This window comes from Azospirillum sp. 11R-A, from assembly GCF_049472615.1.
GTDB lineage: Bacteria > Pseudomonadota > Alphaproteobacteria > Azospirillales > Azospirillaceae > Azospirillum > Azospirillum palustre.
On record NZ_JBCEBL010000007.1, the window covers coordinates 239,880 to 261,220 of the forward strand.

Annotated in this window: 21 protein-coding genes; 6 read left to right on the forward strand and 15 right to left on the reverse strand. The window is 65.2% G+C overall.

What is annotated here, in order from left to right; translation table 11 throughout:
• Nucleotides 1-4: 4 nt before the first annotated feature.
• From VH569_RS13300 to VH569_RS13345, 10 genes are all read right to left on the reverse strand, one after another.
• Nucleotides 5-931, reverse strand: coding sequence for a DUF3164 family protein (locus VH569_RS13300; protein ID WP_423315758.1), 927 nt, complete (start codon nucleotides 929-931; stop codon nucleotides 5-7).
• A complete protein-coding gene (locus VH569_RS13305) occupies nucleotides 931-1,176 on the reverse strand; it encodes a hypothetical protein (protein ID WP_423315759.1) in 246 nt (81 codons plus the stop codon). Before VH569_RS13305 ends, VH569_RS13300 begins: the two co-directional genes overlap by 1 nt.
• The gene (locus VH569_RS13310; protein ID WP_423315760.1) at nucleotides 1,176-1,670 is read right to left on the reverse strand and encodes a hypothetical protein; all 495 of its coding nucleotides are present in this window, start codon (nucleotides 1,668-1,670) and stop codon (nucleotides 1,176-1,178) included. Before VH569_RS13310 ends, VH569_RS13305 begins: the two co-directional genes overlap by 1 nt.
• Nucleotides 1,667-1,927: a hypothetical protein gene (locus VH569_RS13315; RefSeq protein ID WP_423315761.1), complete on the reverse strand. Its 261-nt coding sequence runs from the start codon at nucleotides 1,925-1,927 to the stop codon at nucleotides 1,667-1,669. The genes VH569_RS13310 and VH569_RS13315 overlap by 4 nt, the downstream gene beginning before the upstream one ends.
• Complete coding sequence (locus tag VH569_RS13320; protein WP_423315762.1) at nucleotides 1,924-2,289, reverse strand: hypothetical protein; 366 nt, start codon at nucleotides 2,287-2,289, stop codon at nucleotides 1,924-1,926. The genes VH569_RS13315 and VH569_RS13320 overlap by 4 nt, the downstream gene beginning before the upstream one ends.
• Entirely contained in the window at nucleotides 2,286-2,861 is a 576-nt protein-coding gene (locus VH569_RS13325) for a hypothetical protein (RefSeq protein WP_423315763.1), read from the reverse strand. The genes VH569_RS13320 and VH569_RS13325 overlap by 4 nt, the downstream gene beginning before the upstream one ends.
• Nucleotides 2,862-2,863: 2 nt before the next feature.
• Nucleotides 2,864-3,640: an AAA family ATPase gene (locus VH569_RS13330; RefSeq protein WP_423315764.1), complete on the reverse strand. Its 777-nt coding sequence runs from the start codon at nucleotides 3,638-3,640 to the stop codon at nucleotides 2,864-2,866.
• Nucleotides 3,633-5,816 (reverse strand): Mu transposase C-terminal domain-containing protein, encoded by a 2,184-nt coding sequence (locus VH569_RS13335; protein WP_423315765.1) that lies wholly within the window; start codon nucleotides 5,814-5,816, stop codon nucleotides 3,633-3,635. Before VH569_RS13335 ends, VH569_RS13330 begins: the two co-directional genes overlap by 8 nt.
• Entirely contained in the window at nucleotides 5,809-6,294 is a 486-nt protein-coding gene (locus VH569_RS13340; protein WP_423315766.1) for a hypothetical protein, read from the reverse strand. The genes VH569_RS13335 and VH569_RS13340 overlap by 8 nt, the downstream gene beginning before the upstream one ends.
• A gap of 167 nt (nucleotides 6,295-6,461) precedes the next feature.
• Nucleotides 6,462-6,782, reverse strand: coding sequence for a helix-turn-helix domain-containing protein (locus VH569_RS13345; protein WP_423315767.1), 321 nt, complete (start codon nucleotides 6,780-6,782; stop codon nucleotides 6,462-6,464).
• Nucleotides 6,783-6,949: 167 nt separating this feature from the next.
• Here VH569_RS13345 and VH569_RS13350 point away from each other — a divergent pair, with 167 nt between their 5' ends.
• Both VH569_RS13350 and VH569_RS13355 read left to right on the forward strand, forming a co-directional pair.
• Nucleotides 6,950-7,432 (forward strand): helix-turn-helix domain-containing protein, encoded by a 483-nt coding sequence (locus VH569_RS13350; RefSeq protein WP_423315768.1) that lies wholly within the window; start codon nucleotides 6,950-6,952, stop codon nucleotides 7,430-7,432.
• 449 nt (nucleotides 7,433-7,881) lie between these two features.
• A complete protein-coding gene (locus VH569_RS13355; protein WP_423315769.1) occupies nucleotides 7,882-8,322 on the forward strand; it encodes a hypothetical protein in 441 nt (146 codons plus the stop codon).
• Between the two features lie 118 nt (nucleotides 8,323-8,440).
• Here VH569_RS13355 and VH569_RS13360 read toward each other — a convergent pair whose 3' ends face one another.
• Nucleotides 8,441-8,611, reverse strand: a complete 171-nt coding sequence (locus VH569_RS13360) for a hypothetical protein (RefSeq protein WP_423315770.1) — start codon at nucleotides 8,609-8,611, stop codon at nucleotides 8,441-8,443.
• A gap of 351 nt (nucleotides 8,612-8,962) precedes the next feature.
• Here VH569_RS13360 and VH569_RS13365 point away from each other — a divergent pair, with 351 nt between their 5' ends.
• Together VH569_RS13365 and VH569_RS13370 are read left to right on the forward strand one after the other, a co-directional pair.
• Nucleotides 8,963-9,913 (forward strand): hypothetical protein, encoded by a 951-nt coding sequence (locus VH569_RS13365; RefSeq protein WP_423315771.1) that lies wholly within the window; start codon nucleotides 8,963-8,965, stop codon nucleotides 9,911-9,913.
• A gap of 284 nt (nucleotides 9,914-10,197) precedes the next feature.
• A complete protein-coding gene (locus VH569_RS13370) occupies nucleotides 10,198-11,100 on the forward strand; it encodes a hypothetical protein (RefSeq protein WP_423315772.1) in 903 nt (300 codons plus the stop codon).
• A gap of 45 nt (nucleotides 11,101-11,145) precedes the next feature.
• Here VH569_RS13370 and VH569_RS13375 read toward each other — a convergent pair whose 3' ends face one another.
• Nucleotides 11,146-14,328 (reverse strand): response regulator, encoded by a 3,183-nt coding sequence (locus tag VH569_RS13375; protein ID WP_423315773.1) that lies wholly within the window; start codon nucleotides 14,326-14,328, stop codon nucleotides 11,146-11,148.
• A 258-nt stretch (nucleotides 14,329-14,586) separates the two neighbouring features.
• Between VH569_RS13375 and VH569_RS13380 the strand changes: the two genes are divergently transcribed.
• On the forward strand, nucleotides 14,587-16,605 hold the full coding sequence (locus VH569_RS13380; protein ID WP_423315774.1) for an ATP-binding protein: 2,019 nt from the start codon (nucleotides 14,587-14,589) through the stop codon (nucleotides 16,603-16,605).
• Between the two features lie 141 nt (nucleotides 16,606-16,746).
• Complete coding sequence (locus tag VH569_RS13385) at nucleotides 16,747-17,388, forward strand: hypothetical protein (protein ID WP_423315775.1); 642 nt, start codon at nucleotides 16,747-16,749, stop codon at nucleotides 17,386-17,388.
• 114 nt (nucleotides 17,389-17,502) lie between these two features.
• Here the strand turns inward: VH569_RS13385 and VH569_RS13390 are convergent, their stop codons facing one another.
• From VH569_RS13390 to VH569_RS13400, 3 genes are all read right to left on the reverse strand, one after another.
• On the reverse strand, nucleotides 17,503-19,026 hold the full coding sequence (locus VH569_RS13390; protein WP_423315776.1) for an ABC transporter substrate-binding protein: 1,524 nt from the start codon (nucleotides 19,024-19,026) through the stop codon (nucleotides 17,503-17,505).
• A gap of 391 nt (nucleotides 19,027-19,417) precedes the next feature.
• On the reverse strand, nucleotides 19,418-20,272 hold the full coding sequence (locus VH569_RS13395) for a ParB/RepB/Spo0J family partition protein (protein WP_423315777.1): 855 nt from the start codon (nucleotides 20,270-20,272) through the stop codon (nucleotides 19,418-19,420).
• Nucleotides 20,262-21,284, reverse strand: coding sequence for an AAA family ATPase (locus VH569_RS13400; protein ID WP_423315778.1), 1,023 nt, complete (start codon nucleotides 21,282-21,284; stop codon nucleotides 20,262-20,264). The genes VH569_RS13395 and VH569_RS13400 overlap by 11 nt, the downstream gene beginning before the upstream one ends.
• Between the last annotated feature and the right edge of the window lie 57 nt (nucleotides 21,285-21,341).

Here is a 21,341-nt window from a genome sequence, read left to right on the forward strand (position 1 = left end):
CACCTCACACGCTGGCTAAGTCGAGAGGGATCTGGACATACTTGCCGGCCGGATCGCGGCGGTAGACGCGCAGGTATTGAGCCTTCCCGGCCGTATCCAGGGCGTCGTCAATCGCGGCCATGGCCGCCTTCCACATCGGATGGTCGATCTTCAGGCGCTTCAGGCGCACCAACTCGGCGACACGGACACCGTCCTGATCGCCAAGGCCAAAGGCAGCGTTGACCAGCGCCCGCACCTCGTCGCCGGCATCCGCCTCCTTCAGCCACTCGTTCAGGGCCGACTTCGCCGTCTCGATGTTGGCATTGACCGCCAGTCGTTCCTGGACCGAGATCTGGACCTTCCAGGCGCGGTCGTAGCTGTGGAAACTGACGTTGCCGGCCTTGCCGCCGGCCTTCACGCCGTGGACGCCGGCCAGCGTGTCGATCAGGGCCTGCGCCTCGCTGAAGGACAGCGCCTTCAGCCGCTCCAGGGTGCCGTTGGTTGCGAGTGCCGCCGTCGCCACCGTGCGGACATAGGCGTCTTCCAGGAAGCGATAGGGCTTGATGACGCCTTCCGGCATCAGGCCGCCGTCCTCGTCGCGCCAGTAGGTCTTACCCTCCAGGAAGATGCAGGACGGAACGGCAGACGGCAGGGCGGACAGCACGGAGCGGGCAGCTTCGACCGCCGCCAGCTCGTCGGTGGACAGGGGCGCGACCAGCGGCGCATGGCGCTGGACGATGGACAGCACGGCGTGCAGATGCCGGGCGAGCGTCGGCGACCCGTCCGGCAGCGCGGGCAAGGTCGGGACGGTGGGAATGGTGGCGATCTCCATGGAAGCGTCCTCAGATTGGAAGATGGTCGGAAAGCGCTCCGGCCCGGCCGGGATCGGCGGGACGGCGGGTGGGGAAAGGTCGAAGGCGCGGAAGAGCGCGGCGGCGATGGCGGCGGTCATCAGCGCACCCGCGGCGGCGGAGTGCCGATGGCGGCCGGGACGCCAAGGCAGGACCAGCGCCCGGCCCCGGCTGGCGCGATGCTGGCGAGCGCCAGACCCCCGTCCTGATCCGACAGGACGCAGTCGACGCGGTCGCCCTTCTGGCGCCAGACCAGGACGCGGCGGGACACGGTGTGGGTGTCCGATGCGCCTTGGCCCGGCACGGTCAGGGCAATCGTGTCGCCAGCATGGAAGGGCACGGGCATCACAGCCTCAGAGCGAACGTGGTGGGCGCGGAGCGGAACTCTTCGGTGCCCTTGCACCGGTTGCAGATGCGGTGCTGCGGCCCGTCCGATGCGAAATGCTCGCCGCAGGACAGGCAGCGCCGGTAGGCCGCCTTGGAGGATGCAGATGCAGGCGCCGGCTGGGGCTGCCTGCGCTGCTGCTGCCGCGATGAAGCAGCACGGTCGACATGCAGCCTGCCCACCGGCCCGGACGGAGGCTCAGCCAGCTTCGCAACGATCCGGCCGGCGGCGGTCAATGCGAGTTCGCCCGGCCAGGATCCGTGAGGCTGATGGACCACCACGATCCAGCCGAGCTGGATGCAGGCCCGGCGCAGGATGACGGACTTGCCCGAACTGATGCCCAGACGGCGCCCCAACTCCATTGATGACGGAGTCCCCCCTATCGCCAGGGCGTCGCTGTAGCCGCGCAGCATCCGCCACGCTTCAGCGATGGTGAAGGCATAGTCGGCCATCATGCCCCCCCTTCCGGGTTCGTGACCTGACGGGCCGGCAGACGCAGGACGACGGCGTTCAGCACCAGGACGTGCTCGGGCACGTCCGGCCGCTGCCCCAGCAGCGCCTCCATCGACTGGGCACGCCCGATCACACCATCCAGCAGTTCCAGAAAGGCATCCGTCTGGTCCGGCGCGAAATGGATGTGTCCGTCCAGCGGCTCTGCCTGCCGCGCGATGACCCCGCGTAGGGATCGCAGATCGTCGCTCAACTTCTTCATGAGGCATCTCCCCGGTGCGGGCAGGACTGGCACGCCTCCCAATGGCGGAAGGCGGCGGGGGAACCGGTCGGCATCGCACGGCCGGCATGGGTGCGGCAGTCCGGCCGCGCCAGCGGGCGACCGAGATGGGGGCAGTCGACGGTGTCGGCATCGAACACCTCCAGCACGCGGGCCAGCGGGGCGTCGGGCCGGCCGGCATAGGTGCCGGCCGCCACCATCGACACGGTGACGCGGCCATAGGTGCCGAGCCGGCGCGCCACCGCGGCAACCGAGGTGGCGGCGATCTCCCGCACCAGCAGCGCCATCGCCCGGTCGCGGTCGGCCGGGTCCAAGGTGACGCGGGGGCGCCTGTTGCCGCTCATGCGCCATCCTCCCCGTCGATGCGGAAGGTCTCCCCGGTGTTGCGGTCGCGAACCGCCTTCGTACCGGCCTTGAAGGCCGGCGGCAGGGGGCCGGTGTCGCGCAGCAGCGAGTAACGGGCCTCTTTTTCACCAAGCCGCCGGAGGTCGATCAGGTATCCCGCCCGAGCCAGCACACGCAGATAGTCCGTGGTGGTCGCATGCACGCTCTTCGCCTGTTCGCCGTCGCGCAGGACGAGACGGACGATTTCAGACACGGATCCTTTTTTGACGATCCGCATGGCCCGCCACAGACGATCACGCAGGCCGTTGGCCGTCCGTCCGGTCGGTGCGCGAGGCGGACGAGGCGGAGCGGGTTCACGGGGAAGACGCTGGTCCGGCGGCACGAACCGGTACCTGCCCTTGCCGACCCACGTCAGCAACCCGGCGGAGATGGCGAGGCAGACCGAGCCATGTACCTTGCCACGCGCAAAGCCAGTAGCGGCCACCAGATCATCCAGCGTCATCACCTTGGTCGGTTGGCCCTCCGGCGGCGTCATCGCCGCCAGCACGGCCCTACGGATAGGATCGCGCATGGTCAGCGCACATGCAGGGGTTTGCCGGTCGCCCGGTCGTTCAGCAGCAGCTGACCGGTCATCGCGGCCCGCGTCACCGGCTTGTCGGAGCTGGCGCCGTTGCGCGTGCCGAAGCGCTCGATGCGGGCGATGCCCTCCTTGATCTCGCGCAGCAGTCCGCCGGACAGCTCCAACAGGCAGCCGATCAGGCAGTCGGCCACCGGCACGTCGCAGAGATCCCGCACCATGGCGGCAGCGTCGGTCTGATCGGCCGGCAGGAACTCGACATAGGCGCCGACCCGGCTGGTGATCTGAGGATGCTTGGACAGCGCCGGACGGACGCGGTCCATGCCGACCAGGATCGTCGGGATCTCCAGGATGTCGGACAGGTCGCGCAGGGTCTCCAGGATCTCTTCGGCCCGGCGGCGCTCCGACAGCACATGGTCGATTTCATCCACCGCGACGCCGAACATGCGGCCGGCCTTGACGGCCTGTTGCTTGCGAACCGCCAAAGCCTGGACGACGCGGCGGTACATATCCTCCGTCTTGCGCGCCTCGTCCTTGATGCCCAGCGCCTCCATCAGGTCGCGCAGCAGCCACGCGGCGGTGTACTTGGTCTTGGCGCGGATCAGGATCGCGTCCTCCTGTACCGCCCACCACTGGACGACGGTGGACTTGGAGACGCCGGGCACGCCGTCCACCACCATCAGGCACGCTTCCCCGGCGCCGCGCTGCTGGATGGCCGTCAGGCCGGCCATGAAACGGGTGACGTTGCTGGTCTTGACGAAACGGTCACGCATAGGCTTGGGCTTTCATGTCGGCGGCAATCGACGTCAGTGCGGCGACGTCGATACCGGCAAGGTTCAGGAGGGCGCGGAACTCGTTCCGGCGCAGTTCGGTGGTCAGAAGGGCGCGGTCCTGATCGGTCGCGGCGTCGGGGTGTTCGATCAGCCAGCGTGCCCAGCTCTCGTCGTCGGCGAAGATCGGCCGGACGTCGTCGGGTGCCGGCAGGGCGGCCGGGGTGGTCTCGCCGGAGAGGCGGGCGAACATGGCGTCGGCATCGGCCACCAGTTCCGCCGGGATGGGATCGGGAACGTGGTCGATGACGCGCGGACCGAGTTCCGCCAGGGCGGTGTCGGCGTGGGCAGCCAGCCGCTTGACCGCGGCCTTGCTGCGCCGTTCCGCTGCCTGATCCAGTACCGACTTTGGAAAATAGTCGCGCTTGTGGGCGTCCCACTGCGCCTTGCAGATCAGCCGGCCGTCCAGATCGCGGACCCACACCCATTCGGCGTCGTGGATGTCGTAGGCAACCAGGACGTCGCCGTCGACATGCTCCAGAGCGCGGTTGTGGTACTGGTTGCCGAACAGCTCCACCAGACCGCGGCGCGGGGTCCGCTTCACCATCGGGCGGAACAGGTCTTCGGCTTCAGCCGCGCTGGGAATGTCGATCTCGACGCCGGGGGCGGCGGCGCCGGCCTCCCAGGCTTCCGCTGGTGTCTGGTGACGGGCGCGGCCGGTCTGCGGATCGCGTAGCTTCGGCAGACTGGAATGGATCCGTGCGTTGTAGGCTTCAACCACGCCTTGCGCCCACTCCAGGAACGCCGTCCAGGACATGAGCAGCGGCGACTGCACGCCGTTTTTGACGGCGGCTCGGGTCGCTTTGAAGGCTTTTTGACGAGCCTCCATGTCCATCGGCGCGCCCATGTAGGTCGGCAGCGCCTTGGCCGCCCGCACCCACACCGTGCCCTGCACCCGCTCCATGGCGCCGCGCGCCTGGGAGTTGCGGGCGATGGAGTTCACCTTCGTGATGCCGAGACGGCCAAGGAACCCCAAAGTCGCCGGATCGTCGGCCTCGTCGTCGGTCGCCGCGCCCATGGCGTCGTTGTTGAAGCCCTTGCCGCGGTCGACGTACCAGATACAGGGCACGCCGTGACTGGTGCAGGCATTGCGCAGTGCATCCAGCACGCCCCAGGTGTTTTCCGACAGCGCGGCCGACCATCCGACGATCTTGCGGGTCTTCAGGTCGATGACGGCGGTCAGCTCCGGGCGGAAGGGCCGGCCATGGATGGGGTGTTGCACCTCCGCGTCGAAGGTGTGGCCGTCCGCCGAATAGGCGGCGGTGGGCCACAGGGTGCCGGTGTCGCGGGCGATGTAGGATTTCAGCGCCTTCAGCGCCAGCGGTCCCATCCGGCCGCGGTTGCGCTCGATGGGCGACAGTCCCTTCACGAAACGCCGCGCCTGATCGTAGGAGGGGGCCGGGATGGTCGGATAGCGCTTGGACATTTCCTCCAGGCACCACGCCAGCGAAGGCTTTTGCGGTTGGCGGTAGAGGGTCAGCAGGGCGGCGGCCCATGGTTGCACCAGGATCGGGCGGGCAGCCTCCCTGGGTGCCAGGGCGGCGGCGCCGGCCGTGCCGGCGACCTCGCGGGCTTCTGCCCAGCGGTAGAGGGTGCGGAGAGATAGGGTGCGGGCGCCAGCCTTGCCGCCGGATTTGGCGTTGGCGACCGGCACCAGCGCCGCCAGTTCGGGGCGGAGTGTGCGGGCTTGAGCGGAGGCGGCGACGGCTTCGGCCGCCTTGCGCCAGCTGCCGCTGACCACGGTCATCCGGTCGATTTCAGCCAGAATTGCGGCGCGGGCTTCCAGGGTGCGGCGTTGCCAATCGGCCAGTTGGGCAGCAACCGGGATCTGGCGGGGCGGTGCCGGCAGGACAGCGGGAACGGTGTTGGCCGGCACCGGCGCGGACAGGACGGCGCAGACGGCCGGAACACCTTCCGTCACTGCCTGCGTGATCGCGTCACGGATGGGTGAAGGCAGCGTCGCAAGAGGGAATTCCCGCCCGCCACCACGACCATTGCGCGGGCGGGCCTTCCAGTTGTCACGCTTCGCAACACGGGTGATGCCCGAGCCACTTTCTGCGGGCAGCGGAATGCACCGATGGAGGGATGCAAGCTCCCCTGCGGTCAAGGCGTCACGCATCGCGGCCTGCCATCCGGGCTAGCCGGCGCTTTTCTGCCTGCGCTTGTGCGGCGATCCGATCCTGTTCGGCCATCTTGGCGCGGATCACGTCGTCGCCGATGAGCACCATTGCGCCGATCAACTCGGCGATCTGCGTCATCAGCTCGTAGCAGCCGGTGGCTTCCACGAAGGCAGGAAGCCATTGCAAAGGGAAGCGGTGCCCCTGATGGCTGTCCGCGGTCATGGCGTTCAGCATCGGGACCGTGATGCGCTCCCCCGTCAGTTCGGACATACGGGTGGCGACAGCCTCCCGGCCACGGCCACGCTCGATGCGAGCTTGGTCCAGGCCATAGGCGACGAGCCCGGCAACCCGAGTCGCGCATCCCAGACTTCCCGGCAGGGCGGCCGGGGATTTGGGAAGTGCGTGGAATGCATCCGGCAGCAGAGAGAACTGCGAAGGATGCGGGTTCGTTGGGGCAAAACGACGACGGCGGGTCATGAAGGTCTCCCGAGGCGGCCTTGCCGTGAGCGCCATCGCGTGCAGCGACGAGCGGTCGGCAGAGCCTCTCCCTTCACCGCCGCTGCGGCGCGACGGATGTGGGAAAGAATTCGTGATGGGTGGGGGGTGGATGCTCTAGACGGGGTTTCCAGGCAGGCTGTTCATGCCTAAGCAGCCTCCTGAGCTTTGACATTGCGAGGGGTGGAGGGCGTGGTACGTTTGCGCTTGGCACGCAGGCGGCAGCCGGTGGCGTCGTAGCGCTCGGCGAAGAGTTTCTGGACAGGCAGGTGGAGCTTCTCGGCAACCGCCCTTTCCAGGCGCTCGGACGATCCGTTCACGATGGCGTCACTGACCGCTGCCTTCGTAACCCCCAGCTCGGCGGCGAGAGCCGCCACGCTGGAGCCGACGACACGCAGTCGGAACACGATCCATGGCCCGCGGAAGCGGGCTTTCTTTGGGATGTCTGAGCTTGACGGGTAAAGTTCCATGAACCGATTTAAGCCTATTTCCGCATTGTCATCAAGCCAGATTTTTCCGTCAGAGTTCGATGGCGCCTGCGCTTTGCCAGGATTTTCCGATTTATATGTCCGATCAATGTCTTACCAGCACTTGGTCCGGTCAAAGTTCGCTGCCCCCCACGGTCAGAGTTACAGCTATGAACTCTGACCACGCTCACATTGCCGATAGATTGAAAATTTTGGCTGATGCGACGGGCGGCGCAGCAGCGTTAGCCAGAGTCTGCGAGATGCCTCAGCGGACGATGGCTAACTACGTGGAGGGCAAGACAGAGCCTCGTGCATCCGATGCTGTCAAAATCGCTAAGGCGGCCGGAGTCAGATTGGAATGGTTGCTTGCAGGCGATGGCCCGATGCGAATTGACGAGATAAGCAGCACGGTGGTGCGATTTCCGGCCGCACGCCCCAAGGAGACGAGCGCGTCTCTAGACCGTCATTTATTGGAGCAGATCATTTCACAGGTAGAGGCGTGGCTCGAAGACAACGGACGCGTGCTTCCGCCTAGTCAGAAATCTAGCGTGTTTACAGAACTTTATGAAATGGCATTGGAAGATTGTGTCGAAGGGGAGGCAACATCTGATCCGAAGAAAGTCGGACGCATCCTCCGCCTTGTGACGGGATAATGGGGTCCAGAATGTCGGCGAGTAACGACAAGGATTATCGCTTAGAACGGGTATTCAATATGCTAAAGAATGCGCCCAGCGCGCATCAGGCTGGGGGATCGGCTCCGGTGGACCGGTCCGTCAACGTACGGACGGGCAATTACAGTAGTGTAACCGTTATCCAAGGCGAGAAAGTTGCCGAGAGAATAGAAGTAGTAGTTCGGCCAGGAAATGATCACATAACCGACGCCCAAGCCGGACGTATCCAAGAACTGGTTGGCATTATCGCTGGTCGCGGAAGACGGTCTTTCGGTAGTGTCTATGGTGATCTATTTCGCCATCTTGGTGGTGGCCATAAGCTCGTCCCCAGGTATCGACTAATTCCTCTCGAATTATATCCGAAGGCGGAGCGTTTTCTTGAAGAATTGCTCAAGTCGATTAAACGATAATGATATTGAAGAGATCGGCCAATGAAAAACAACCAACCTATTCGCGAAATTTCGATAATAGGAATTCTTGCTCTTCTAGTTGCGTCTTGTTCACCTAACAGTAGTTCTCAAGATAGCCGCTGGAAACGCGTCAGTGGATTGATTGGAGGAGCCGCATATCACTTTGCTGTGGTGGAGCCTTCAAGCTTCAAGGATGGGAATGTATATAAAATTGCTTCGAATTCTCTGTGCTCATCATCGAATTGGTGCGAGGTTGCCTTTTTCAGAAGCGAGGCAGAGGCGCCTAAGACACAGTCGAATGCTGATTTTTTTAAAGCGGGTGGCTACAGGAACTATGGTGTTGTCGCAATCTATCAGAAGAACGCCAATACTGGCCTGAACCGGACACTGTTCAACTGCTATGTCTTCTCCGGCGTCGGTCAGAATGAGTGCATAGCAGCAGCTCGACCGCTTCCCTCCTGAATTTGATCAGCCTTATCCGGCTGGAGCACGGTTTGTGCCAAATCGCATGCGCAAATAGCTTGTTTCTACCCATTTTGTGCCAAATCGACGTTCTCTGGCCGAAGTCCGAAACGTCGATTTAAATCAACAGCTTGAGCCCAATTTTTTCTTCCCCCAGCCATGCCAAAACGATCACCTCCCCACAATGGAACTGCGAACCGGGGACCAGCGAGCCGTCCGACGGGGTCGGCGGCTCTTCGGCCCAGCGGGGGAAGTTGTCGGTGGTGAAGCTGCGGCTGTCGAGGGGCATGGCGTGGCTCCGCGAATGAGTGGGCATTGCGGAGAGGGTATAGGATTGCAGTCCTTAGGTGGGGGGATTTTGGAAAGGGGGATGGAGACGGATAGGAAAGTGTCAAATTTTAACGCCTCACCGACATCTCGATGTGTTCAGCGTAGAGCCTCTCCAGCTAGCCCGACACTGGCAGAGTGAGCGTTTCCTTCACGCAAAGGGCGGGAGAGCCATGCCCATTTCAGCGTAAGCAGCCGAGATGGTGGCGGTTGCAAAACCACGCTGTGGATGGCATCAAAAGACTAATAAATTGAATCAGAAATCATTTGGAACTATAATTGGATCCCACGCACTCACCGTTCGGTTGCCGCGATGCCTAAGCCTGTTCCCCGCTACCACAGCCCGGAATTTCCAGAGGGCATCACTCGCAGTGCATTCCGTCGGCTTCGGCGAGAGCAAAAAATCGAGGTCATGCGGTCGTGGTTCGGGCAGCACTACGAGGATCCGGCTCAGCGGACTCCATACGAATCCGCTGAAGGCGGATATCAATGGATTTGGGGTGGCCCCTACGATGCCCGCGAAGAACTTGAGTCGGAATTCGGCGGCCTTGCCCCGCAAAAGCTCATTGAAGAACTGGTTGAAGAGCTAGAGCAAGAGGGCACGAAATGGGCGCCGACACCGAGCGACGGAGACTATGATGATGAGCGCGACGACAGGGACGAGTACGTCCCGGACGCCGACGAAGAATGGCCACCAGTTGTTGTCGATCAGCGGCCAGAGGTTGACCCTCTGGATGCGATAGCAAATAAAATCGAGTTTGGTTTGATCCCGAAATACGGGAGCCGTGAGGAACTCGCCGCAAGGGATGTAATCCTTAAGGACATCAAGAAGGTCGAAGAGGAGCTTGATCGGCTCAACAAGCCCTCAAGCATGATGGGTCACAATAATCCTCCAGAACCAATCGAAGCCGAAGCGACCGAGGCTACCGTCGTCACCGAGGATGACGAAAAGAGAAAGATCAAGGCCGTTGTCGCGGATATCAGGACAGAGATCAAGTCCGACGCCCCTGATGTCACTAATGTTGTCACATCCACTCGACATTTGCGCGATTCACTCATCGCTGTCCTGAAGTGGAGTGGGAAGAAGATTGACACGGGAATCGATGAGTTCATCAAATCCGTCATGAAGACACTTGGTATCTCAGCAACACCATTCATCCTTGCTAAAGCGATCGGACATTATGACGCTCTGATCGGCGCTATTGGCTCTCTCTATCTAAACCTATTACATTGGCTACAACTTATGATGTCAATTCAGCTTTGAAAGCTAACTTGTAAATTGGAGTTAATTATGAACCGGTGCTGGCCGACTGATTGTTTCTGAAGCGAGGGCTCTCTACCCTTCCCACGATAGCCTTCAATGTCCGCTTCTGACTCAAGATGGACATACGAGTTCAATTTACAATCTATTTGCGATATCTTTGCCAATTAGTTATAATCACGCTAACTCTCATGTCGAGCAGGATTGAGCATTTAGCTAAAAATCCAGAATCGGCTAGATATTTGTTTATCTAAAAATAGTCTGACCATCTCCAAGAGGAAAATTCCATGAATAACGCAAAGAACGCAAGTGCTCATGTTGGAAAGTGTGCATTATGTGATACTGAGAACATCGAATTGAAGGAGTCTCACTCTATACCAAAGTTCGTTTATAAATGGGTAAAAGAAAGTTCGAAGACAGGATTCATCAGAGGCGGCGATAACGTTAATGATAGACTCCAGGACGGCCCTAAGGAACACCTCCTCTGCAACGATTGCGAAGGAAAGCTTTCGGCAATAGAAAAAGTTTTTGCAAAAGGTGTATTCAAAATTATAGCAAATTATCGTTCCCAAGCAAATTCAATTACTGTAACAGAGGAAATGCGCGTTGCAGTTATTTCTATTTTTTGGAGAGCTCTTTTAACGACAAGGCACAGAGATAACGACAGGACCATCGAGGATAATATTCTTTTTGATTCGTTTATGTCTTCTCTGAAACATCAGATAAATGCGAAACAGTGTTTATCGAAAATTTATTTTGCGCCATTCATCGCGGATTCGTCCTATTACGACTTGCCACCCGAGATGATATACAATCTAGAGCGCTCTGTTGGTGGGCAGGACATCCGATTCTATGACAACCCTCACAGATTTTTTTCCCTGTTTAAAGTACCGTTCATATATTTTTACATATTCAGTGAAGGGTGGGACAACGAGGAAATGAAGAACTCTACGCCATTTGACGTTGGAAGCATAAACTTGACCTCTATAAAGCAAATTCCTGATACTCTTAGAGAGCTTATTTTGCGTGAACACGATCATTTTGAGGAAATGAAGAAATCGCTTTCTCAAGAAAACTTGGATAAGATTATTAAAAGCGCAGAAAAAAACAAGAATATTACCGGATCTGATAATTCCAGAACACGGATGATAGATGCAATCAAAAATAATCTAAAACGTGATGGCAGCTAAATTTGGGAGACGCTTGCTTTTCCCGCCACATGTAGTCTCCACCCCCTACCCCATCGTCTCCACCGTGCGGCGCGACGCCACGCACCGCGTGACTTCGCTCAGCAGTTGGGCCCGGTCAATGGGCTTCGGCACATGGCAGTCCATGCCGGTCTCGTAGCAGCGGGCGATGTCGTCGGGGAAGGTGTTGGCGGTCAGGGCCACGATGGCGACGCGGGACTCCGGACCCGGCATGGCGCGGATCAGGCGCGTCGCCTCCAGGCCGTCCATCACCGGCATGTTGATGTCCATCAGGATGGCGTCGAAGGGCTCGCTCCCATCCACCCCCTTGGCCGCCTGCGCCACCGCCTCCACCGCCTCGGCGCCGTTCTCCACCGCCACCACCCGGTGGCCGGCCTGCGTCAGCAGCGTGACGACCAGCAGGCGGTTCATCTCCACATCCTCCACCACCAGGATGCGCAAGGCCCCGCCCGCGGGCGGGGCGGGAACGGGACGCAGCGCCGGCGGCTCGGCCACGGCCGGCGGCGGCACGGGAGACGGCAGTCGGGACGGCTCGGCGGCGGGGGCCGGGGCGGGATCCGGCTCGGGCCGGGGCTCCGGGTGCGAAAGCGGCGCGGGCGGCGGAGGGACGGCCGCAGAGGGGATGGCCGGAGGGGGGACGGGCCGCGGGCGCAGGCGGTCGAGATGCTGGCGCAGCTCCGCCGGGTCATAGGGCTTGGCGATCAGGTCGTAGCCACCCATCGCCACATCGTCGGCCACCACCGCATGGGCGGCGAAGCCCGACGCCAGCAGAACCGGCAGGTCGGGGCGCAGGCGCCGCGCCTCGCGCGCCAACTCCGCCCCGTTCATCCCCGGTGGCATCACGATGTCGCTGAACAGCAGGTCCAGCGGTTCGGACCCGCGCAGCACCACCAGGGCCTCGCCGGCACCGGACGCGGCGGTCACCCGGTGGCCCCAGCTGCGCAGCAGGGCGCTGCCGTTCTCGCGGATGTTGTGGTCGTCGTCCACCATCAGGATCGACAGGCCGGGACGGCCCCCCACGGACTGGGCCGCCGGTGCAGCGGTCGCTTCGCCGCCCGCCTCGCCGGCCATTTCACCGGCCATCCCACCGGCGACGCGCTCGGGCGGGAAATGGATGGTGACGGTGGTGCCCTGCCCCACCCGGCTCGCCAGGGTCAGCGTGCCGCCATGCAGCTCCACCAGCCGGCGGGTCAGCGGCAGGCCAAGGCCGGCGCCCTCGGTCTGGCGGTTCTCCGGGGTGGCGACGCGGGCATAGGCCAGCAGGACGCGGTCCAGATCCTGTTCGGGGATGCCGACGCCGTTGTCCCGCACCTCCAGCAGCAGGCCGCCGTCGGGGGCCGGGTCGGCGGTCAGCGACACCGAACCGCCGGACGGCGTGTATTTCACCGCGTTGGACAGCAGGTTCAGCAGGATCTGGCGGATGCGCCGCTCGTCGCCGCGCAGATGGCGGGCGGCGGGGGCGACCTGGGCCGACAGGGCGATGCCGGCGCGGGCGGCGCGCGGGATCAGCAGGCGGACGGCGAAAACGGCGGCGGCGTCGAGATCGACCGGCTCGTCGTCGAGGATCAGCTGGCCGGATTCGGCGCGGACATGGTCGAGGATCTCGTTGATCAGCTCCAAGAGATGCTGGCCGCTGTCGCGGATGTTGACGGCGAAGTCGCGGTAATGGGCGGTGCCGACCGGCCCCTCCGACTCGCGCGCGATCAGGTCGGCGAAGCCGATGACGGCGTTCATCGGCGTGCGCAGCTCGTGGCTCAGGCTCGCCAGGAATTCGGACTTGCTGCGGCTGGCCGCCTCCGCCGCGTGGCGGGCGTCCTGAAGCTCCGCCTCCATGATCTTGCGCGAGGTGACGTCGCGCTCGACGCTGACGTAATCCTGCGGCGCGCCCCAGTCGTCGGCGACCAGCCGCACCGCCGCCTCGATCCACACCCAGCGGCCGTCGGCATGGCGCAGCCGGTAGGTGGTCTTCAGGGTCGGGCGGTCGGGCGTCAGGCGGGCCAGGCCGGCGGACAGCGCGTCGCGGTCGTCGGGGTGCACCCGCTCCACCAGCGGGCGGCCGACCAGATCGGCGGGCGGGCAGCCCAGGCTGTCGCGCGTCGCCTCCGAACAGAAGCGGCGCACGCCGTCCAGCCCGATGCGGCCGATGATGTCGGTGACGCTGCGCGCCAGCAGGCGGTAGCGCGCCTCGCTGGCGCGGATCGCCCGCTCCGCCTCGTGCCGGCGGGTGATGTCGCGGGCACCGACCGACAGCAGGACGATGGCGCCGCTCTCGTCGCGGATCGGCACCTGCGACACCTCCCACCAGCGGGTGACGCCGTCATGGGTGTGCTGCTCCTCGAAGCGGGTGGGGGCGGCGGCGTCGATGCAGGATTGCAGGTCGGCCATCACCTTGGCGGCGAGATCGGGCGGCAGCAGCGCGTCGAGCGGCTTGCCCCGCGCCTGCGCCACCCGGTCGCCCATGGTGCCGGCGGCGGCCTCGTTGGCGCAATGCAGGGTGAAGCCGCCGTCGGGGTTGACGCGCAGCACGACGAGGATGTCGGCGGAGCTGTCGAAGACGGCGCGGAACAGGGCGGCGTTCTCGGCCAGCGCTCCCTCGTCGGCGAAGCGCCGGTGCTCGCGCGCCAGCATGGTGCCGAGCAGGCCGATGCCCAGCGTGGTGAAGGCGATCAGCGGCAGCGCCGCCTCCTCCATCACCCGCATGGCGAGGTCGAAATCGGGCAGCAGCAGGAAGGCCAGCAGGGTCAGCGGCGCAATCGCCAGACCGAACAGCGACAGGAGGCCGAAGCCGAAGGCGCCCTTGCCATCGCCTTTTCCGGCTTTGCCGGCGGCGCGACGCTCCATCGGGCGGGCCAGCAGCGGGGCGACCAGGGCGGTCAGCAGCATACCGGCAAGCCCGGTCGTCGCCCCCACCCCGCCCAGCCACAGCCGCACCGCCCCGGCGATGGCGGCCGACAGCAGCGCCGCCGGCAGACCGCCGAACAGGCCGGCCAGCCCGATCATCGCGTTGCGCAAATCGACCAGCACCCCGTCGGCGACCGGGTAGGCGTCCAGCATGGAGAGGACGGCAGCCACGCCGAACAGCAGGCCGGAAAGCGCCGCGAAGGCGCCGCGCCGGGCGCCGAACCGCCGCAGGACATGGCGATAGGCAAGCAGAACCAGCGCCAGCAGGCCGACGCCGTGCGCAAGGGCGATGATGATGCCCGTTCCCATTGCTCCGCTCCCCGGCGGCTACGCCAACGGCTACCCCGCTCCCAAACGAATGCGTCGAAACCCGGCGGGAATTTTTACACGCGCAACTTAACAAGAAGAAGAAACGATTCGAAACAGTCATACCGCCTTTTTTCCTACTACTACGGATGGCAGCCGCATGAACCGCTGGCATTTACGTCGCTGTCGTGTTTGGCGTCCGATTCGGCTAGAATGCCGCGGCGCATCGTTCGTGGTGATCGTGTTTTCGTAGGCTTCGGCATGTTCTTGAAGATCTTCTCACGGAGCCTGGTTGCCCGGTCCACCGCATCGGCGGTGGTGCTGGTGTCGGTGCTGGTCGCCGTGCCGATGGTCGTGCTGATCCAGTCCGACGTGCGCAACACCAGGGCCGAGCTGGCGATCCGGGCGGAGATGGCGACCCGCATCGTCCTCGACGACGTGACGAATGCGCTGTGGGACCTCGACCCGGAAGAGGCGCTGACGGCGCTGAGCCCGCTGCGCTCGATCGACAGCTTCGCCGAGGCGGTGATCCTCGGCACCCATGGCGAGCGCTTCGCCATCTTCCGCAAGCCGGGCTCCACCGCCGTTGCCGATGCGGCCGTCAACACAGGGGGCAATCCGGCGACCACGGCAGCCGCCGTGCCGCTGACCCGGCAGGACCGCACCGGCGGCTCGCGCACCATCGGCACGCTGCTGGTCAGGCTCGACACCGGGCCGACCGACGCCGCCATCCGCCACCATGTGCTGGTGCTGGGCGGCATCGGCGCCGTCACGCTGCTGCTGGTGGTGCTGGGCGTGATCTGGGCGACGCGCGGGGTGACGCTGCCGATTGCCGGCATGACCCGCGCCATGGCCGATCTGGCCGCCGGCGACGTGACGGTGACGGTGCCGGTGCGCCACCGCGACGACGAGATCGGCCGCATGGCCAAGGCGCTCGACACCTTCCGCCAGAACGCCATCGACCTGCACATCGCCAAGGAGCGGGCGGAGCAGGCGGTGGCGTCGAAGGCGAAGTTCATGGCCGCCGCCAGCCACGACCTGCGCCAGCCGGCGCAGTCTCTGCTGATGCTGACCGCCATGCTGCGCGCCACCGCCCCCAGCCCCAAGGTGGCGGAATCGGCGCGCAAGATCGAACAGGTGGTGATGACGCTGAAGCAGCTGCTGGACGAGCTGCTGGAGGTGTCGCGGCTCGATGCCGGCGGCGTCACCGCCAACATTGCGGTGCACGAGGTCGCCGACCTGTTCGACGCGCTGGACTCGCAGTATGGGCCGGTCGCCCGCAACAAGGGGCTGGCCTTCTCGGTGCCGCAGTACCGCGCCCCGGTGCTGACCGACCGGGTGCTGCTGCTGCGCCTGCTGGGCAACCTGATCGACAACGCGATCCGCTACACACCCAGCGGACAGGTGCAGGTCGCCTGCCTGGAGTCCGGCGGCAGCCTGATCGTCGAGGTGCGCGACACCGGCATCGGCATTCCCGAGGACCGGCTGGACGCCATCTGGGAGGAGTTCCACCAGATCGGCAACCCGGAGCGCAACCGCGACAACGGCATCGGTCTCGGCCTGTCGATCGTCCGGCGGCTGGCCGGCGTGCTGGATCACCCGGTCAAGGTGCGCTCCACGCCGGGCAAGGGCTCGGTCTTCTCGGTCACCCTGCCGCTGGCGCCGGTGGAGACTGCCCTGGAGCCGGCCATGGAGCCGATGCGGCGGGCCGAAATTTCGTCTGTCCCCGCCCCCGCCCCTGCCGCCATTCCTGCCATGGTTGCCACCCCTGCCCCGGTTTCCGCCCCGGCGGCGGTCGCCGGGCTGGCGACGCTGGCGGATGCACCGGCGAAGAGCGGCGAGATCGCCATCCTGGTGATCGACGACGACCAGTTCGTGCTGTCCGCCATCTCGATGTTCCTCAACACCGCCGGCCATCGCGTCGTCGGCGCCTCCAGCGTGGCCCAGGGGCTGCGCGCGGTGGAGGGCGGCGATATCCGGCCCGATGCGGTCATCGCCGACTATCACCTGTCCGCCACCGAGAACGGCCTGGATTTCATCGACACCGTCTGGCGCCGGCTCGGCCTCAGGATCCCGGCGGTGCTGATCTCCGGCCGGCTCGACGGCGCCGTGACCGCCCGCGCGGCGGAGATGGGCGTCATCGTCGCCGCCAAGCCGATCATGCCGGACCGCCTGTCGGCGCTGGTGGAACAGATGACGGCGGCCCGACCGGCAGCGGCGGGGACTGCGTCGGTTGTGGCGCTCGACATCGCCGCTCCGCATAAGACTCCGACGATTTGAGGTCCCCACCCCCGTCCTGGGGCTTAGGACCAAAAATGATCTCACATATCGGGCTATGCTATGTCACAACATCCGAGCGGTGCCCTCGGATATCCCGCCCCCATCCGAGAGCGAACCGAAAAAGCAGCTCCGGAGGATCCCATGCGCGGCGCCACCAAGACCGACACCACCCGTGCCCATGACATCATCGCCGGCTTCGACTTCGGCTATGTCGTCGACCGCGCGGTCGCCGCGGGGATGTCCCGCCCCACGTCCGAGATCGCGCTGACCCAGCTGAAGGCATTCCTGCTGGCCTGCGCCGAGCATCCGGACCGCGACATCGTTCCGCAATCGGCCGCCTGCGACGAGCTGTGGCACGTGTTCATCGTTGCCGACACCCGCGCCTATTTCCGGTTCTGCGACGCGGTGTACGGCGAGTATCTCCATCACAACGGCGTGACCGTCCCGGCCGAACGCCTGGACGCCGCCCGCAGCGACAGCGCCCGCCTGCTCGCCGGCGCCGACTGCCTGCGCGAAGCCGCCAAGGCCGATTGCCTGCGCGAGGCGAAGGCCGCGGATTGCCTGCGGGAGGCCGCACAGGCCGACTGTCTCCGGGAAGCCAAGAGCGCCGATTGCCTCCGCGAAGCCGCACAGGCCGACTGTCTGCGGGAAGCGAAGGCCGCGGATTGCCTGCGGGAGGCCGCACAGGCCGATTGCCTGCGTGAAGCCAAGCCGGCCGACTGCCTGCGCGAGGCGAAGGCCGCGGATTGCCTGCGCGAAGCACGGCCGCAGGGCGCCGCCTGACGTTCCTGTCCCTGTAACGACGGAAAGGCCCCTGTCCGGCTGCGGACAGGGGCTTTTTTCATGCGGGCGCCCTGCCCTCCGCCCTGGCTTTGCCGTCCCCTGCCCTCGGCAGCGTCAGCCGAAGTTCAGGCCGCCGAACGGCGTGATGAAATTGTCGCTCAGCACATTGCCACGCAGCGCCACATAGTCCGGCACCACCAGCGGTATCACCGGCAAATCCTGCATCACCAGGCATTCGGCGTCCTTATAGACCTCCGCCCGAAGGGTGGGATCGGGAATCGCCATCGCGCGTTCGATCAGGCCGTCGAACTGGGCGCTGGTCCAGCCGACGGGATTGAAACGGCTGCTGCTGCTGAACAGCTCGTCGAGGAAGTTCATCGGGTCGGGATAGGTGGCGGTCCAGCCGAACAGGAAGGCGTCGTAATCGCGCCGGCGCGAGCGGGCGATGAACTCCTGCCGCGGCGCCATCACCAGCTTTGCCGGAATGCCGGCATTGTTCCACTGCGAGACGTAATAGACGAACTCCCGCCGGTATTCCGGCACGACGGTGACCAGGAAGGGCTCGATGCCGCGCCCCTCCGGATAGCCGGCCTCCTCCAGCAGGCGCTTGGCCAGCAGCGGGTCGTAGGCCAGCGGCTCCAGCCTCTCGTTGGACAGCAGGGCCGGCGGAACGATGCCGTTGTGGACGCTCGCCACCCCACGGAAGAAGCGCTCCACCATGGCGCTGCGGTCGATCAGCAGCGACATCGCCCGGCGCACCCGCAGATCGCCGAACGCCTTGACCCGCCTGGGGTCGAGCGCCACCACCCGCATCTGCATGCGCGGCACATTCGACAGCGAGCGCTTGAAGCCGGGATCGTCCATCACCCCGCGCAGCGCATCGGTGTCGACGAAGGTGAAGTCGATCTGGCTGTCGTTGAACAGCGTGATGCCGTCGTTGCCGATGCCGGTGGCGAGGAAGGACACCCGCTCGAACGGCACCGAGCCGCCACGCCAGCCGGGATTGGCCTCCACATCCATGCGGATGCCGTCGCTCGACCGCACCAGCCGGTAGGGTCCGGTTCCCGCCGACAGGGTGCGGAACCAGTCGGGACCGGCCTGCCCGGCCGCCTCGACATCGACGATGTTCAGCCGGGCGAAGGGGAAGACGGCGCAGGGCTCGTCGCAGACCACCTCCAGCGTCCGGTCATCAATCACGGTGATGCCGGACAGTCCGCCGGCGGTCTTCGCCCGCAGCTCGCGGAAGCCCCGCACCTTCGACAGCGCCAGCACGGCGAAATTGGTGCCGTCGCCGCCCAGCGCCGCCTCGAAGCTGCGCTTGACGTCGAGCGCGGTCAGCGGCCGGCCGGTGTGGAAGGTGACGCCGTCGCGGATGGTCAGCCGCCAGCGCCGCGCATCCTCGGACGCCTCCCAGGCGGTGGCGAGGCCGGGCAGGATGCGGCCTTTCGTATCGACCGTGGTCAGGCTCTCATACATCGAGCCGAGGACCTGACGCGCGACCAGATCGCTGACGGTCAGCGGGTTGAGTCCGCCGGGCAGGGACTTGAAGCCGATCCGCAGGGTACCGGCGGCCATCGCCGGCCGGGGCAGGGCCGCGGCCAGACCGGCGCCCCCGATCAGGCCGCCGAGCAGGTTCAAGAAATGTCGTCTCCGCACCGCCTGCATCGCTGACCCGTACCCCCCGTACCCTCGATCACCTGACAGATGATCCTTAACACGGGGCAGGGCAGGCGGTCACCCTGGCCGAGCGCCAGATGCTTTCGCAATCGAAAGCAACTTTACCGCGCCTTTCGAGAGATGAACAACCAGGGCGAGCTTTCGCAGTCGAAAGCCGCGGTCTTCATAATGGCGATGGCGTTGCGATGCCCTCTCCCGCCCCGGGAGAGGGAGGGGACCCACGAAGTGGGGAGGGTGAGGGGTGGCCCAAAACTCAAGAACCGCATGGTTCCTTGCGCTACCCCTCACCCTTCCCACCGCTTCGCGGCGGGCCCCTTCCCTCTCCCGGGACGGGAGAGGGAGATACAAACCTTCACGCATTCAGCAGGGCGTCGATGCGGTCGCGCAGCGCCTGCAGCCGCTCGCGATGCTCGCGCTGCAAGGCCTGGGCGACGGTGTCGATGGCGGCCAGATCCTTGTCCATCCGGTTGATCGCCTTGCCCAGCACCCGCATCGGCTCCGCCGTGCTGGAGGCCGCCGGGCGGGCGGCCCGCACCGCCCCCACCGTCAGCCCGCCGGTGCGCGCCGTCTGCCACAGCCGGCGCATCTCCGCCTCGTCCTCGACGAAGGCCAGCTCGACCAGGGCGGAGCGCGACACCGCGTCGGGGTTGGCGCGGTAATCGGCCAGAATGTCGTCGGGCAGGCGCAGCACCTTCAGCCGCTTCGACACCTCGGCCTCCGAACAGCCGACCGCCGCCGCCACCTCCGACTGGGTGTAGCCGTGCGCCTCGATCAGCTGGGACAGGCCGCGGGCGAGGTCGATGGCGTCGAGATCGACGCGCTGGACATTCTCGATCAGCGCGATCTCTTCGGGCCGGCCCTTGGTGATGATGGCGGCGATGGTGCCGCGGCCGAGCAGCCGGTGGGCACGCAGCCGCCGTTCGCCGGCCACCAGCCGGTAGCGGCCCTTCTGCTCCCCTTCCTGGACGAGGACAGGTTGCTGCAACCCGTGGCGGGCGATGGAGTCGGCCAGCGAGCGCAGGGCCTCGTCGTCGAACACCGTGCGGGGCTGGCCGGGATTGGTCTCGACGGCGTCCAGATCGACCTCGACCAGCCGGGGCAGCACACCGCTCAGCCCGAACATGCGGTCGGTCTCGGCGGCGAAGCCGGCCTCCTTGGCCTGGAGCACCGTGGCGGCGGTCTGTCGGGTCAGCTTCTTAGGCGGCATCGACGGTCTCCTGCAGGCGGCCCATGGCGGTCAGCAGCGCCGAGGCGATGGCGGCATAGCTCTCCACCCCCGGCGCGCCGATGTCGGCATCCAGCGTGATGACGTTGGCGCCCGCGGCCTGGGCGTAGATGGTGGCGCGCGGCACCGGCGGGAACACCCGGCGGCTTTCGCCCCACAGGCGCTGGATGTCGTCGAGCGACGAGCGGTCCTGGGTCTGGCGCGGGTTGACCATGGTCGGCAGGATGCCCAGCACCTCCAGCCGCGGGTTCAGCCGGCGCTGGATCTTGGCGACGGTGTCGAGGAAGGCGCTGACGCCGAGGATGGCGTGCGGCTCCGCCTGGCAGGGCACCAGCACATAGTCGGCGGCGGTCAGCGCGTTGATCGTCACGGCCCCCAGGTTGGGGGCACAGTCGATGACGATCACGTCATAGCGCTCCCGCACGCCGTCCAGCATCTCGGCCAGCGCGGTCTGGGCGTTGGTCAGGTTGCCCGGCAGCTCGGTGTCGGCGCTGGCCAGCGCGATGCTGGAGGGGACGACGTCCAGCCCCTCGACGCTCGTCGGGCGGATCACCGCGTCGAGCGGCGTCTTGCCCATCAGCGCATGGTAGAGGACCCTGCCCGCCTCCGTCAGCGCGACGATGTCGGTCTGCGGCACGCCGACATGGACGGTGGCGTTGCCCTGCGGATCGGCATCGACCAGCAGCACGCGGTTGCCGGCACGGGCCAGGATGAAGGCCAGATTGATCGAGGTCGCCGTCTTGGCGGTGCCGCCCTTCTGCAAACCGACGGCGACGGTGGTGCCGCGGCGGGGCAGGGTGCTTTCCGGCCGTTCGAGATCGAGCAGAAGCAGCCGGCCCAGCACGTCGCGGGGCAGGGCCTCCTTGCCGGTTTCCCATTTGCTGAGCCGCTGCTTGTCGTATTTGCGGCCCGTCAGTTCATTGACGAACGCCGCCATCTGCGTCTGGGTCAGGCCGCGCCGTTCCCGCAACGCCTTCAACTGTTCCCCTGTCACGCCCCGTCCTCCTGGCCCCGGCACCGGTCGGCAGCGACCCTATCAAGTCGTCGCGAC

Bases quoted from the DNA above. Each gene is read 5' to 3' on its own strand.
- VH569_RS13335 (WP_423315765.1), bottom strand. From the start codon at position 5,816: ATGCGTGACGCCTTGACCGCAGGGGAGCTTGCATCCCTCCATCGGTGC.
- VH569_RS13320 (WP_423315762.1), bottom strand. From the start codon at position 2,289: ATGAGCGGCAACAGGCGCCCCCGCGTCACCTTGGACCCGGCCGACCGC.
- VH569_RS13300 (WP_423315758.1), bottom strand. From the start codon at position 931: ATGACCGCCGCCATCGCCGCCGCGCTCTTCCGCGCCTTCGACCTTTCC.
- VH569_RS13350 (WP_423315768.1), top strand. From the start codon at position 6,950: ATGAACTCTGACCACGCTCACATTGCCGATAGATTGAAAATTTTGGCT.
- VH569_RS13360 (WP_423315770.1), bottom strand. From the start codon at position 8,611: ATGCCCCTCGACAGCCGCAGCTTCACCACCGACAACTTCCCCCGCTGG.
- VH569_RS13385 (WP_423315775.1), top strand. From the start codon at position 16,747: ATGCGCGGCGCCACCAAGACCGACACCACCCGTGCCCATGACATCATC.
- VH569_RS13380 (WP_423315774.1), top strand. From the start codon at position 14,587: ATGTTCTTGAAGATCTTCTCACGGAGCCTGGTTGCCCGGTCCACCGCA.
- VH569_RS13345 (WP_423315767.1), bottom strand. From the start codon at position 6,782: ATGGAACTTTACCCGTCAAGCTCAGACATCCCAAAGAAAGCCCGCTTC.
- VH569_RS13375 (WP_423315773.1), bottom strand. From the start codon at position 14,328: ATGGGAACGGGCATCATCATCGCCCTTGCGCACGGCGTCGGCCTGCTG.
- VH569_RS13340 (WP_423315766.1), bottom strand. From the start codon at position 6,294: ATGACCCGCCGTCGTCGTTTTGCCCCAACGAACCCGCATCCTTCGCAG.
- VH569_RS13310 (WP_423315760.1), bottom strand. From the start codon at position 1,670: ATGATGGCCGACTATGCCTTCACCATCGCTGAAGCGTGGCGGATGCTG.
- VH569_RS13395 (WP_423315777.1), bottom strand. From the start codon at position 20,272: ATGCCGCCTAAGAAGCTGACCCGACAGACCGCCGCCACGGTGCTCCAG.
- VH569_RS13325 (WP_423315763.1), bottom strand. From the start codon at position 2,861: ATGCGCGATCCTATCCGTAGGGCCGTGCTGGCGGCGATGACGCCGCCG.
- VH569_RS13315 (WP_423315761.1), bottom strand. From the start codon at position 1,927: ATGAAGAAGTTGAGCGACGATCTGCGATCCCTACGCGGGGTCATCGCG.
- VH569_RS13305 (WP_423315759.1), bottom strand. From the start codon at position 1,176: ATGCCCGTGCCCTTCCATGCTGGCGACACGATTGCCCTGACCGTGCCG.
- VH569_RS13365 (WP_423315771.1), top strand. From the start codon at position 8,963: ATGCCTAAGCCTGTTCCCCGCTACCACAGCCCGGAATTTCCAGAGGGC.
- VH569_RS13370 (WP_423315772.1), top strand. From the start codon at position 10,198: ATGAATAACGCAAAGAACGCAAGTGCTCATGTTGGAAAGTGTGCATTA.
- VH569_RS13355 (WP_423315769.1), top strand. From the start codon at position 7,882: ATGAAAAACAACCAACCTATTCGCGAAATTTCGATAATAGGAATTCTT.
- VH569_RS13330 (WP_423315764.1), bottom strand. From the start codon at position 3,640: ATGCGTGACCGTTTCGTCAAGACCAGCAACGTCACCCGTTTCATGGCC.